Annotated in this window: 13 protein-coding genes; 10 read left to right on the top strand and 3 right to left on the bottom strand. The window is 67.0% G+C overall.

Going from position 1 to position 11,886, the window contains the following annotated elements; genetic code table 11:
• Nucleotides 1–4: 4 nt before the first annotated feature.
• Complete coding sequence (locus SLQ31_RS27735; protein WP_319437398.1) at nucleotides 5–271, bottom strand: ANTAR domain-containing protein; 267 nt, start codon at nucleotides 269–271, stop codon at nucleotides 5–7.
• A gap of 126 nt (nucleotides 272–397) precedes the next feature.
• Here SLQ31_RS27735 and SLQ31_RS27730 point away from each other — a divergent pair, with 126 nt between their 5' ends.
• The 4 genes from SLQ31_RS27730 to SLQ31_RS27715 all read left to right on the top strand — a co-directional run bounded on the left by SLQ31_RS27730 (nucleotide 398) and on the right by SLQ31_RS27715 (nucleotide 4,759).
• Nucleotides 398–1,390: an isopenicillin N synthase family dioxygenase gene (locus tag SLQ31_RS27730; RefSeq protein ID WP_319437397.1), complete on the top strand. Its 993-nt coding sequence runs from the start codon at nucleotides 398–400 to the stop codon at nucleotides 1,388–1,390.
• 45 nt (nucleotides 1,391–1,435) lie between these two features.
• Nucleotides 1,436–2,389 carry a LysR family transcriptional regulator gene (locus SLQ31_RS27725; RefSeq protein WP_319437396.1) on the top strand — a complete coding sequence of 318 codons (954 nt, stop codon included), beginning with the start codon at nucleotides 1,436–1,438 and terminating at the stop codon, nucleotides 2,387–2,389.
• Between the two features lie 66 nt (nucleotides 2,390–2,455).
• Nucleotides 2,456–3,688, top strand: a complete 1,233-nt coding sequence (locus SLQ31_RS27720; RefSeq protein ID WP_319437395.1) for an acyl-CoA dehydrogenase family protein — start codon at nucleotides 2,456–2,458, stop codon at nucleotides 3,686–3,688.
• 24 nt (nucleotides 3,689–3,712) lie between these two features.
• On the top strand, nucleotides 3,713–4,759 hold the full coding sequence (locus SLQ31_RS27715; RefSeq protein ID WP_319437394.1) for a hypothetical protein: 1,047 nt from the start codon (nucleotides 3,713–3,715) through the stop codon (nucleotides 4,757–4,759).
• On the opposite strand, the gene SLQ31_RS27710 is transcribed toward SLQ31_RS27715, so the two are convergent.
• A complete protein-coding gene (locus SLQ31_RS27710; RefSeq protein ID WP_319437393.1) occupies nucleotides 4,752–5,969 on the bottom strand; it encodes a multidrug effflux MFS transporter in 1,218 nt (405 codons plus the stop codon). The two genes, SLQ31_RS27715 and SLQ31_RS27710, sit on opposite strands and share 8 nt — an antisense overlap.
• A gap of 70 nt (nucleotides 5,970–6,039) precedes the next feature.
• Between SLQ31_RS27710 and SLQ31_RS27705 the strand changes: the two genes are divergently transcribed.
• Nucleotides 6,040–6,468 (top strand): MarR family winged helix-turn-helix transcriptional regulator, encoded by a 429-nt coding sequence (locus SLQ31_RS27705; RefSeq protein WP_319437392.1) that lies wholly within the window; start codon nucleotides 6,040–6,042, stop codon nucleotides 6,466–6,468.
• Between the two features lie 6 nt (nucleotides 6,469–6,474).
• Here SLQ31_RS27705 and SLQ31_RS27700 read toward each other — a convergent pair whose 3' ends face one another.
• A complete protein-coding gene (locus SLQ31_RS27700; protein WP_319437391.1) occupies nucleotides 6,475–8,490 on the bottom strand; it encodes a glycoside hydrolase family 15 protein in 2,016 nt (671 codons plus the stop codon).
• Between the two features lie 110 nt (nucleotides 8,491–8,600).
• On the opposite strand from SLQ31_RS27700, the gene SLQ31_RS27695 reads away from it, so the two are divergent.
• The 5 genes from SLQ31_RS27695 to cysW all read left to right on the top strand — a co-directional run bounded on the left by SLQ31_RS27695 (nucleotide 8,601) and on the right by cysW (nucleotide 11,865).
• A complete protein-coding gene (locus tag SLQ31_RS27695) occupies nucleotides 8,601–8,795 on the top strand; it encodes a hypothetical protein (RefSeq protein ID WP_319437390.1) in 195 nt (64 codons plus the stop codon).
• An 83-nt stretch (nucleotides 8,796–8,878) separates the two neighbouring features.
• On the top strand, nucleotides 8,879–9,016 hold the full coding sequence (locus SLQ31_RS29530) for an Ms4533A family Cys-rich leader peptide (protein WP_413643168.1): 138 nt from the start codon (nucleotides 8,879–8,881) through the stop codon (nucleotides 9,014–9,016).
• A 118-nt stretch (nucleotides 9,017–9,134) separates the two neighbouring features.
• Nucleotides 9,135–10,175 carry a sulfate ABC transporter substrate-binding protein gene (locus tag SLQ31_RS27690; RefSeq protein ID WP_319437389.1) on the top strand — a complete coding sequence of 347 codons (1,041 nt, stop codon included), beginning with the start codon at nucleotides 9,135–9,137 and terminating at the stop codon, nucleotides 10,173–10,175.
• On the top strand, nucleotides 10,172–11,053 hold the full coding sequence (gene cysT / locus SLQ31_RS27685; protein WP_319437388.1) for a sulfate ABC transporter permease subunit CysT: 882 nt from the start codon (nucleotides 10,172–10,174) through the stop codon (nucleotides 11,051–11,053). Before SLQ31_RS27690 ends, cysT begins: the two co-directional genes overlap by 4 nt.
• Nucleotides 11,050–11,865: a sulfate ABC transporter permease subunit CysW gene (gene cysW, locus SLQ31_RS27680; protein WP_319437387.1), complete on the top strand. Its 816-nt coding sequence runs from the start codon at nucleotides 11,050–11,052 to the stop codon at nucleotides 11,863–11,865. Before cysT ends, cysW begins: the two co-directional genes overlap by 4 nt.
• Nucleotides 11,866–11,886 lie beyond the last annotated feature (21 nt).

Genomic DNA, 11,886 nt, shown 5'->3' with positions numbered 1-11,886 from the left:
GAGTCTAGTGCGCCGCGGCGGTGAGCGCCCGAGCCGCGAGCAGGTCCGCCCACGCATCGAACGCCTCGGCCTGATGGGGCACCGAGTCGCCAGGGGATCCGGCAATCGCCACCAACGCCCGCGCGATACTGCCAAGGCCGATGCCGGTGTGCTGAACCACGGCCACCAGTTCGGCGAACGCGTCGCGCTCCGAGCACCCGCGCAGGCCCACCAGAATCCCGGTGGCCAGATCGATCACCCGGCGTGAGGTGTCGACAGTGCGATAGCTCATGGACACCATGGTTCGCGCCGAGGTGAGCTGGGACAAGAAATCAAAGCACCGTGATTGCTTCACACCCGTGCAGTTCTCGTGAACGCCTGTGGCGCGCGGACGCTGGGGGACCCCACAATGGTTCTCGTGCTGCCCGTACTCGACCTCGCCGACGCTGACCGTGACGCGGGCGCATTCCGTTCGCGGCTGCGCGAAGCCGCTCACGACATCGGCTTCTTCTACCTGGTCGGTCACGGGGTGCCGGATGCTCAGATCGACGAAGTGCTGACGCTGGCGCGAACGTTCTTCGCCCTGCCGCTGGACGCCAAGAACGAGATCAGCCAGCTGAAGAGCCCGCAGTTTCGCGGCTACTCACGGCTCGGCGGTGAACTGACCAACGGCAGGGTGGACTGGCGCGAGCAGATCGACGTCGGGCCCCAACGCCCGACGCTCGACGGTGCGACCGGGTACTGGCGGCTGCAGGGGCCCAACCTGTGGCCGGCCACCCCGGCCGGCTTCCGCGCGGCGTTCGAACGCTGGGATGCCAGCCTGTCCGCGGTGGGGTTGCGGCTGCTACGGCATTGGGCGGTGTCTCTTGGCGCAGCCGAGGACACGTTCGATCCCGCATTCGCCGACAAGCCCGCCACCCTGATCAAGGTCGTCCGATACCCCGGCCGCGACGACTACGTGCAAGGTGTTGGCGCCCACAAGGATTCCGGGGTGCTGACCCTGCTGCTGCTCGAACCCGATTCGACCGGGCTGCAGGTCGAACTGGCGGACGGACAGTGGCTCGACGTACCGCCGCTGGCCGGGGCATTCGTCGTCAACATCGGTGAACTGCTCGAGGTGGCCACCGGCGGGTACCTGCGCGCCACCCAGCATCGGGTGCTGGCCCCGCGACCCGGCACCGACCGGGTGTCCATTCCGTACTTCGTCAATCCGGCCCTGGACGCCACGATCCCGATCATCGAGCTGCCGCCCGAGCTGGCCGCGCGCTCGCGGGGTGTGGAAGCCGATCCCAACAACCCGATCTTCAATACCTACGGCGAGAACGCCTGGAAGTCCCGCACGCGTGCGCACCCCGACGTCGCCGAGCTGCACCACGGCATCACACCGGTGGGGGCGATTACTTCGCCCTGATCACAACCATGGGCGGCCCGCACCGCTGCGGCTAGTTTGGCCAGGGTGTTCGATGTGCGACGGCTGCGGGTACTGCAAGAGGTCGCGCGCTGCGGCTCGCTCAGTGCTGCCGCCGCAACGCTGAACTACACGACCTCTGCTGTGTCCCAACAGATCTCCGCGCTCGAGCGCGACATCGGCACCGTCGTGCTGGTCCGCGGACCCTCCGGGGCCCGCCCGACGCCCGCCGGCACGAGGCTGCTGGAGCACGCCGAACGGATCCTGGACGCCGTTGCCAAGGCCGAGCAAGATCTCCAAAGCCTCGCTGCCGCAGGGCCGGACCTGATTCGGGTGGCGTCGTTCACCAGCGCTGCGGCGGCGATCCTCCCGCGAGCACTCGCCAGGTTCCGGACCCGGCACCCGCGCACCAAGGTGCAACTCATCGATGCCGACCCCGACGACGGGGTAGCGCTGCTGGCCAGTGGCGGCGCCGACGCAGCGATCATCACCGAGGTTCCCGGTGAGCCCAGTCAGTACCCCGGCGTCGTGGCCGTCCCGGTCTACGACGACGAGTTCTTCGTCGTCCTGCCGCTCAACCATCGGCTGGCTGCGGCCGCAGAGGTGGCGCTGCCCGCGTTGGCCGCCGAGCAGTGGGTGGTCAGCTCGGCAACGGGAACCTGTCCGGACACCCGCGTCTTCCACAATGCTTGCCGCCATGCGGGTTTCGCGCCATCGATCACCTTCCGTGCCGAGGAGTATTCGACAGTGCAAGGTCTGGTCGCGGCGAACCTCGGGGTGTCGCTGGTGCCCTCGCTGGCGGCCTCCGACACCAGGGTGGACGTCGCCGTGCGTCGCGTCGTGGGCCGTCGCCCGGTGCGACGCATCTCGGTGGCGACCGCGGCGCCCCCGGCACGGGGGACCGCGCTGGCCACCCTGGTCGCACTCGTGCAGGGCGTGGGCGCGCGGCTGGCCGCCGACGCTGTGTACAGCGTTCCTGCACGCCCCTCCAGCGTTGCTTGACGCCTGCTGTTCGACAACGAAGTGCCACTTAGCATTCCGGTACACCTTCCCCAAGGAGTGAATTGCATGACGACCATCGAAGCGAAAACCCCGGTGCTGCAGTCGGTTGACGACGCCCTGGCGGTCGCCGCTGACGTTGCCGCCGAGATCGCCGCCGGCGCCGTCCAGCGCGAGCTCGACGGCACCTTGCCGACCGAACAGCTGCGCGCGGTCGCGGCGTCGGGTCTGCTCGGCATCATCGTGCCTGCCGAGCACGGCGGTCCGGATCTACCGCGCGCCACCGCGGTCGAGGTGCTGCGCATCCTGTCCCGGGCCGACTCGGCCGTCGGGCAGCTGTTACTCGCACACTTCGTGCTCAGCGCGGCGATACGAGGACTGGGCCAGTCTGATCCGGCGCCGCAGATCTACGCCGACATCCTGGCCGGTGCACAGCTGGGCAACGCCACCGTCGAGCGCGGCACCCGCCTCTCGGTCGACCGGCTCACCACCGTGCAACGCAGGCCCGAGGGTGGCTGGTTGCTCAACGGCACGAAGTACTACGCGACCGGCACCCTCGGCTCGACGTGGATCGGCGTCGCCGCGCGCATCCCGGGTACCGAACCCGCGCACGGTGCAACGGTGTTCGTCCGCGCCAACGATCCGGGTGTCACGCTGAACCTGGAGAAGTGGTCGTCGTTCGGCCAGCGCGGTACGGCCAGCGGCGAGGTGGTGTTCGACAACGTCGTCGTCGACGACGCATTCGTCATCGATGAGGGGCCCGACGCCGATCCGGTGACGGCGGACCCTTCGGTGCTGGGCGCCTTCGATCAGGCACTGCATGCCGCGGTCGACATCGGCATCGCCAGGGCCGCACTGGAAGACGGCGCGCAGTTCGTCGGCACCAGGAGCAGGCCGTGGTTCGAGGCGCAGGTCGACTCGGCGACCGAGGAGCCACACGTGGTGCGCCGCTTCGGCGAGCTCACCGCGCGGCTGTTCGCATTGGAGGCGCTGCTGGCGCACGGTTCCCACCTGGTCGACGCGGCGCTGGCGGAACCGGAGCTGACCCGCGAGTCCGCGGCCGCCGCATCGCTTCAGGTCGCGGCGGCCAAGGCCCTGGCCCAGGAGTTCGCGGTCGAGATCGCCAGTGGTGTCTTCGAACTCGCCGGCGCCTCGGCCACCGACCGCGGTTTCGCGCTGGATCGACACTGGCGCAACGTTCGCGTGCATTCCCTGCACGACCCGGCGCGGTGGAAATACGTCCACCTCGGCAATTTCACGTTGCGCGGCACCTTTCCGCCACGCCTCGGTGTCCTCTTGTAAACCCTTGCAATCATTGGAGTTTCGATGACCACCTTCTACGTGACCGGAAGCATCAACGTCCCGACCGTCGACGACGCCTTCCGGCTTGTCGGTTCTCGGCTGCAGCCCGGCGTCCGCCGAGTGCCCGATGGCGAACCGGGGGACCGGGCCAACTGGGTGTTCACCCAGGCCGACCACTTCCGGAAGAACCCGACGTTGGAGGTCGTCGGCGACCGCGTCACGACCCGGCCCGGGGTGTCCGTCGAATTCGGTCCGGTGGACTACCACAGCATCGCCACCGAGTCGTACGCGAAGTTCCGCAACGCCCGCGACCAGGGGGTGCTCGCCGCGGATTCGCGGTTCCTGGTGTCGATTCCGACTCCGTTCAACGCGGTGAACTCGTTCGTCGATTTCGCCGATCGCGTGCAGGTGGCCTACGCCTACGAAAAGGCGTTGCGGCACAGCGTCGATGCGATCCAGGACGCCATTCCGCCGGGAGACCTCGCCATCCAATGGGATCTACCGACCGAGCTGGCGACCGTCGAGGGGTGGTTCGACAATCCGTACGGAAGCCTGGAGCCGATCTTCGCGGCGACGGGTCGGGTGGGGGACTGGGTCCGTCCCGAGGCGGAGCTGACGTTCCATTTGTGCTACGGCGACTCGAAGTTCGGTGCTTCGCCGTTCATGGGGGAACCGCCGAGCGAGGAGGCCGCGGCCCGCGGCGGACGGCACATCCTGCCCCGCGACGCGTCTGCGATCGTCGCGTTGGCCAACGGCCTGTCTCGTCACGTCACTCGGCGCATCGACGCGATCCAGGCGGCGACGGTGGCGGCCTGGACCAAGCGAGCGCACTGGCAGCCGCTGGCCGACCTGGCCCTGGAGCCCAGTACCGAGTTCTACCTCGGCCTGCTGCATGCCGAGGACGGTGCCGCGGGGGCGAGGACGAGGGCCGAGTTGGCGGCCGAGTTCCTGCCCGAGTTCGGGGTGTCGACCGAGTGCGGGCTGGGCCGGCATTCACCCGAACAGCTGGAGGCCGTTCTGGTTGCGTGGCAGGAGTATTCGGCCGCCCAGGAACCGGCGCTGGTCAGCTAGCCCGTCGGCTGGCGAGGTATGCCATCAGTGCCAGCACCGACACGGTCACCATCACCACGGCAAGCGGTAGGGCGGTGTGCTCACCGCCAAGGCCGACTAAGGGCGATACGGCGGCGCCGAGCCCGAACTGCAGGGCGCCCAGGCCGGCCGAGCCGGAGCCGGCCGCGCGCGGGACGGCGGACAATGCCAGGGCAGTGGCATTGCCGAGAATCAGCCCCTGGCTGGCGACCGCCACGAAGATCGGGATCATCATCAGCCACGCCGGCACGCCCGTCAGGACCAGCGCGAGCAGCACTAGCGTCGCGGCCACGGTCAGCCCAAGGCCGATGCCGAGCAGCGTGGTGCTGGAGACGGTTCGGTTCAGCCGCGACGACACGGCGCTGACGGAGATCATGCCCAGCGCATTGACACCGAAGGCGATGCCGTACTGCATGGGCGTGAGGCCGATCATCACCTGGTAGACGAACGGTGAGGCCGAGATGTAGGCCATCATCACCGCGAAGCCGAACCCGAAGGCCAGGGTGTTGGCGATATACGTCCGGGACCGCAGTGCCGACCACGGTGAGATGCCCTGCGCAGCAGCGGCTTTGAGCTCGGATCGACGCTCTTCGGGGTGTGACTCCCGGACCACGAAGACGATGGAGATCAGCATCGCGACCGCGATGGCGCAGACCACCCACAGGATCCCGCGCCAGCCGAGTGAATCGACGAGCAGGCCGCCGGCGAACGGCGCAATTACCGGCGCCACACCGCCGACGATCATCATCAGGCTGAACGCCCGCCCCGCCGTCTTGCCGGTGGTGAGGTCGGAGATCACCGCGCGGCCGATCACCATGCCTGCGGCTCCGGTGAACCCTTGGGCGAACCGCGCCACGATGAGAATGCCGATATTGGGCGCCGTCGCCGCGATCACGCTGGCGACCACGCACAGCAGGGCGCCGACGATCAGCGGGCGGCGCCGGCCGAGCCGGTCGGAGAGCGGGCCGAACATCAACTGGCCGAACGTCAGCCCGAGCAGAAACGCCGTCAGGGTCAGTTGCACGGCGGTGGCGCTAGCCTGCAGCTCCGCGGTCATCTCCGGGAACGCCGGTAGATAGAGGTCGGTGGCTACCGGCGCGACCGCACTCAGCAGGGCCAGCACGACCAGCAGCCATGGCGAGATGGCGGCGTCGCGCCGGAGCTGCTCGGCCGGCTGGGTGACGGTGGTCATCAAGATCCTCAATCTAAGTAGTTATCAAACAATAACTATTGAATCATAACTAGTAGGGTAGGATTTGTCCATGGATAGTGAGCTGGCCGATCTTGCCGAGGCGATCCTGGGCGTGGGCCGAGAGCTGCGGATGGCCTTATCTGCGGACGTCATCCACCTGACCGCGCAGGAAGCGCACGTGATGCGGCACATCGATCACCATCCGGGCGTCACGCCGAGCGATGTCGCGCGAGCGACCGGCCTGCAGCGCAGCAACCTCTCGACCGCGCTGCGGACGCTGGAACGCCGCGGGTTCGTCGAGCGGCGTGCCGATCCGCACGACGCGAGGGGCGTCAATCTGTTTCCGACCGACCTCGCGGCTGACAACCTCACCCGGCTGCGGCGGCAGTGGGCCAGCCAGATGACGCGCGCCGTCGGCGACGATCGGCAGGCCATTGCAGCCGCCAAGGCGCTGCTCGAGCGGGTCGAAGCGGGGCTGGTGGCCGGTCGCTTGGGCTAGCTACACCTACATCGGCGCGTTGGCCGGCTGGAACACGCCCGTGCTGTCGGCTTCCTCTTCGGCCCTGATGACGTGCACCACGGCATTGATCAAGGCCAGATGGGTGAACGCCTGCGGGAAGTTGCCCAGATGGCGGCCGGTACGCGGCTCGATCTCCTCGGCATAGAGGTGTAGTGGGCTGGCGAAGGACAGCAGCCGCTCGCACAGATGGCGAGCGCGGCTGACCTCGCCGATCTCGACCAGCGCCGACACCAGCCAGAACGAGCAGATGGTGAAGCTGCCTTCTTCGCCGGACAGGCCGTCGTCGGTCTCCTCGACGCGATACCGCAGTACCAAGCCGTCCTCGGTGAGCTCGTCGGCAATGGCCAGCACGGTGGCCCGCAGCCGCGGGTCGTCCGACGGCAGGAACCGCACCAGCGGCACCAGCAGCAGCGACGCGTCCAGAGCGTCGTCGCCGTAGCGCTGGGTGAGCACGCCGCGCTTGTCCACGCCTTTCGCAAGGATGTCGGCCTTGATCTCCTCGGCGATCGCCCGCCACTGCTGGGCGTAGCTCTTCTCGCCGACCAGTTCGGCCAGCTTGGACCCGCGATCCAGCGCGACCCAGCACATGATCTTCGAGGAGGTGAAGTGCTGCGGCTCGCCGCGGACCTCCCAGATGCCGCGGTCGGGTTCCTTCCAGTGCTTGATCGCCTCTTCGACCTGCTCCTTGAGCACCGGCCACAACTGATCGGAGATCTGCTCGCGGGACTTGGCGTGCAGGTACACCGAGTCGAGCATGGTGCCCCAGATGTCGTGCTGCATCTGGTCGAATGCGCCGTTGCCGATGCGCACCGGCCGAGCGTTGTCGTACCCGGATAGGTGACTGAGTTCTTCCTCGACCAGTTCACGCTCGCCGCCGACGCCGTACATCACCTGAAGTGGATGCCGCTCACCGTTGTTGGCGCCGGACACGTCGGCGATGAAGGAGAAGAAGTCGTCGGCCTCGCGGTCGAGACCCAGCGTGTAGAGACCCCACAGCGCGAACGTCGAGTCACGCACCCACGCATAGCGGTAGTCCCAGTTGCGTTCACCCTGCGGTGTCTCGGGTAGTGACGTGGTGCTGGCGGCCAGGAGGGCGCCGGTCGGCGAATAGGTCAGACCCTTGAGCGTGAGCGCGCTGCGCTGCAGGTAAGAGCGCCACGGATGATCGGGGAAGTCACCGATGTTGATCCACTGCCGCCACGCCTCGCTGGTCTGCCACATTTTGTCGGCCGCTTCTTCATACGTCTGCGGCGACGGGTGCTTCGACCACGAGAGGGCGACGAACACGTTGTCACCCTCTTTGAGCCGGGTGCGGGCGCGCGCTTCGCGGCCCTCCAGCCCGATCCGCAGATTCGTCGTCAGCCGCAGCGTGGGATGGGCATCGGGGTCTTTTCTGGCCCGCGCGATCGCCTCGCCATAGGCGTTGGCCGAGTACTCCCAGGTGGCGTTGACCCGGGCGTAGTCGAATGACGGTTCGCAGTTCATCACCAGCTCGACCGTCCCGCTCACACAGCGCACGGTGCGCAGCAGGATGTGCTCGGCGTCCCAGTCCATCGGGGTACGCCGGTGCGTCCGAGAGCGGGTATCGAGATCGTGCCACGGTCCCATCACCAGGGCGTCCCGCACGATGAGCCAGCCGGTGTGGGTCTGCCAGGTGGTCTCGAGAATGAGGCTGCCCGGGAGATAGCGGCGGGCGGCCGGCACCGACACGCCGTAGGGCCCAAGCCGGAAATGGCCGGCGCCGCGGTCCAGGATCGCTCCGAAAACGCTAGGGGAGTCCGGCCGCGGAACGCACAGCCATTCCAGTGCGCCGGCCGACGAGATCAGACACGTGTTCTCGCAGTCGGACAGGAAGGCGTAGTCGGCGATCGGCGGGAACGGATTGCGCAGCGAAGCGGGCGAGGGGTAGGGCACTGGGGCGGTTGCGGACAGCGGCGGCGGGGCGGATTCGATGGCCACGTCTCGAGTGTCCTCGCCGGTCGGCTGGGCTTGCAGAACCATGGGGACATCATCGACCGCCGGGCCACTCGGCGTCTACTTATACAGCGATCCGTGCCTTTGCTGTTACCGCCGGTGACAAGGCGGTGACAGCCGCGGCATACGCTGGTGCCGTGCAGGCGCTGTTGAGTTGGTGGGACGGTGTCGAACTGTGGTTGTCCGGCCTCGGTTTCGTTCTTCAAACGATCATCGTGATGCCCGTGGTTTTATTGCTCGCCTACGTCATCGCCTTGGTCTTCGATGTGTTCCTGGGCAACGGCATCCGGGTGTTGCGCCGGCTGCGCGGCGCTGACCGGCGGCTTCGATGAGCGGGATGCCGCGATCGCGGGTGACGCTGGCCCTGGTCGCGCTGCTGATCCTCGTCGTCGTGGTGTGGCTGATCAACCGCTGAATGCCCCGGCTGGTGACCGAAAAAATCTCTGTTAAGCTTCGCGCCATGCAAACGGCGACCGGTTACGGCGAGGGCCATGTCTTGGCCCTTATTGCCGTCGGTGCGTTGGCCGTTGCTGATGTTGCTTGTTGTCGCTGACACCCTTTACCCGTCCGCGGTTTGGTGTCGGTGATGGTCGTTGGCAATCGTTGTCAAGCATCGCCATTCCGTTGCGACGGGGCTCGAATCCCCTTATCCGCAATGAGAAAGGCCAGCAATGCCCAACTTTCACCTCCCCGTTCGACGGTGGAGCACAGCAGTCGCGCTCGCGACGACCGCAACGGTGCTTGCCGCCTGCGGCGGCGGCGGTTCGAGCGATGTCGCCGGCGGTAGCAGCCAGCCGAAGGCTGACACCACCCTGACTCTGGTCGCCTACGCGGTGCCGGAGCCCGGCTGGAGCAAGATCCTCCCGGCGTTCGCCGCGACGCCCGAGGGCAAGGGCGTGGCAGTGACGACGTCCTACGGCGCCTCCGGTGATCAGTCGCGCGCCGTGGTCGACGGCAAGCCGGCCGATATCGTCAACTTCTCGGTCGAGCCGGACGTCAGCCGCCTGGTGAAGGCCAATAAGGTTGCCGCCGACTGGAACAAGTCCACCACCAAGGGCATCCCGTTCGGCTCGGTGGTGTCGCTGGTCGTCCGCAAGGGCAACCCGAAGAACATCAAGGACTGGGATGATCTGCTGCAGCCCGGTCTTGAGGTCGTCAGCCCCAGCCCGCTGAGTTCCGGCTCGGCCAAGTGGAACCTGTTGGCGCCCTATGCCGCCAAGAGCAACGGCGGTCAGGACGACGCGGCAGGCATCGACTTCATCACCAAGCTCGTCTCCGAGCACATCAAGACCCGGCCGGGTTCCGGTCGCGAGGCCACCGACGTGTTCCTGCAGGGCACCGGTGACGTTCTGATCAGCTACGAGAACGAGGCCATCAACACCGAGCGGCAGGGCAAGCCGGTCGAGCACGTCAATCCGCCGCAGACGTTCAAGATCGAGAACCCGGTGGCGGTGGTGACCACCAGCGCCCACGTCGACAAGGCGACCGCGCTGAACAACTACCTGTTCACCCCGGAAGCTCAGAAGATCTGGGCCCAGGCCGGATTCCGTCCTGTCGATCCCGCAGCGGCTGCTGACTTCGCCACCGACTTCCCGACCCCGCAGAAGTTGTGGACCATCGCTGACCTCGGCGGCTGGAGCAAGGTGGATCCGGCGCTGTTCGATAAGGACAATGGCTCCATCACGAAGATCTACAAGCAGGCCACTGGATGACAGCAGCCATCGAACCAAATCCGCAGGCGGTCCGGCCCGAGCTCACCGGAGGTGACTCGGGCGGGCCGTCCCGCTTCGGCGGCCGCAGGCACGGCACGACCAGCTTGCGGGTTGGGGCGGCGTCGATCTGGCTGAGCGTCATCGTCCTGCTGCCACTCGCTGCGATCGTGTGGCAGTCGGCCAAGGGTGGCTGGCACCTCTTTTGGCTGGCGGTCACCTCCAACGCCGCGATCGAGTCGTTCCGGGTGACGCTCACGATCTCGATCGGCGTCACCCTGGTCAACACCGTCTTCGGACTGCTGGTCGCCTGGGTGCTGACCCGCGATGACTTCCCGGGTAAGCGGTTGGTCGATGCCGTGATCGACCTGCCGTTCGCCCTGCCCACCATCGTCGCCAGCTTGGTCATGCTCGCGCTGTACGGCCCGTACAGCCCGATCGATGTCCAGCTACAGCACACCAAATGGGGTGTCGGGATCGCGCTGCTGTTCGTCACGCTGCCGTTCGTGGTGCGTTCTGTTCAGCCGGTGCTGCTCGAGCTCGACCGCGAAGTTGAGCAGGCGGCCGCCTCGCTGGGCGCCAACAACAGGATCATCTTCACCAAGGTGATCTTGCCTGCGTTGTTGCCGTCCCTGCTCTCCGGCGGGGGGCTGGCGTTCTCCCGCGCGATCGGCGAATTCGGCTCGGTGGTGCTGATCGGCGGCGCGGTGCCGGGGGAGACCGAGGTGTCCTCACAGTGGATCCGCACGCTGATCGAGAATGACGACCGGACCGGTGCCGCCGCGATTTCGATTGTGCTGCTGCTTGTTTCGTTCATCGTGTTGTTCGTCCTGCGGGCTGTCGGCTCGCGGGCGGCCAAGCGGGAGGAGCTGGCAAAGTGACGCTGTCACCGCTGGTGCGGTACCTCATCCGTTACGTGGCTCTGGCCTACGTCGCGGTGCTGGTGATCGTCCCCGTCGGATTGATTCTCTGGCGGGCGTTCCAGCCGGGAATCGGCGCGTTCTTCGACTCGATCAGTACCCCGGCCGCGATATCGGCGCTGCAGCTTTCGCTGCTGGTGGTCGCGATCGTCGTGCCACTCAATGTCATCTTTGGGATACCGACCGCGCTCGTGCTGGCGCGCAACAAGTTCCGCGGTAAGTCTGCCCTGCAGGCCGTCATCGACCTGCCGTTCGCGGTGTCGCCGGTGGTCGTCGGTGTGGCACTGATCCTGCTGTGGGGCAGCGCGGGCGTGTTCGGCTTCGTCGAGAACGATCTCGGATTCAAGATCATCTTCGGCTTTCCCGGGATCGTACTGGCCAGCATCTTCGTCACCGTGCCGTTCGTGATCCGCGAAGTCGAGCCGGTGCTGCACGAACTCGGCACCGACCAGGAGGAGGCGGCCGCCACGCTGGGATCCAGCTGGTGGCAGACGTTCTGGCGGATCACCCTGCCATCGATACGGTGGGGACTCACCTACGGTGTGGTGCTGACGATCGCCCGCACGCTTGGTGAGTACGGCGGCGTCATCATGGTGTCGTCGAACCTGCCGGGTACCTCGCAGACCATGACTCTGCTGGTGTCCGACCGCTACAGCCGCGGTGACCAATACGGCGCGTACACGATCTCGACACTGCTGATGGCGGTGGCCGTGCTCGTCCTCATCGTTCAGGTGGTGCTGGATGCCCGGCGCGCCAAAGCGGCGAGTGAATAGGTAACGAGGAGAAAAGCTCTC

The sequence above is a fragment of the Mycobacterium sp. RTGN5 genome, assembly GCF_033804465.1.
GTDB lineage: Bacteria > Actinomycetota > Actinomycetes > Mycobacteriales > Mycobacteriaceae > Mycobacterium.
Note: the sequence above shows the minus strand (reverse complement) of the source record. Positions and strands in the feature narration are given on the sequence as shown.

Excerpts from the sequence above, each read along its gene's own strand:
- SLQ31_RS27735 (WP_319437398.1), bottom strand. The coding sequence starts at position 271 with ATGAGCTATCGCACTGTCGACACCTCACGCCGGGTGATCGATCTGGCC.
- cysT (WP_319437388.1), top strand. The coding sequence starts at position 10,172 with ATGACAGCAGCCATCGAACCAAATCCGCAGGCGGTCCGGCCCGAGCTC.
- SLQ31_RS27710 (WP_319437393.1), bottom strand. The coding sequence starts at position 5,969 with ATGACCACCGTCACCCAGCCGGCCGAGCAGCTCCGGCGCGACGCCGCC.
- SLQ31_RS27690 (WP_319437389.1), top strand. The coding sequence starts at position 9,135 with ATGCCCAACTTTCACCTCCCCGTTCGACGGTGGAGCACAGCAGTCGCG.
- SLQ31_RS27715 (WP_319437394.1), top strand. The coding sequence starts at position 3,713 with ATGACCACCTTCTACGTGACCGGAAGCATCAACGTCCCGACCGTCGAC.
- SLQ31_RS27700 (WP_319437391.1), bottom strand. The coding sequence starts at position 8,490 with ATGGTTCTGCAAGCCCAGCCGACCGGCGAGGACACTCGAGACGTGGCC.
- SLQ31_RS27705 (WP_319437392.1), top strand. The coding sequence starts at position 6,040 with ATGGATAGTGAGCTGGCCGATCTTGCCGAGGCGATCCTGGGCGTGGGC.
- SLQ31_RS29530 (WP_413643168.1), top strand. The coding sequence starts at position 8,879 with ATGCCCCGGCTGGTGACCGAAAAAATCTCTGTTAAGCTTCGCGCCATG.
- SLQ31_RS27720 (WP_319437395.1), top strand. The coding sequence starts at position 2,456 with ATGACGACCATCGAAGCGAAAACCCCGGTGCTGCAGTCGGTTGACGAC.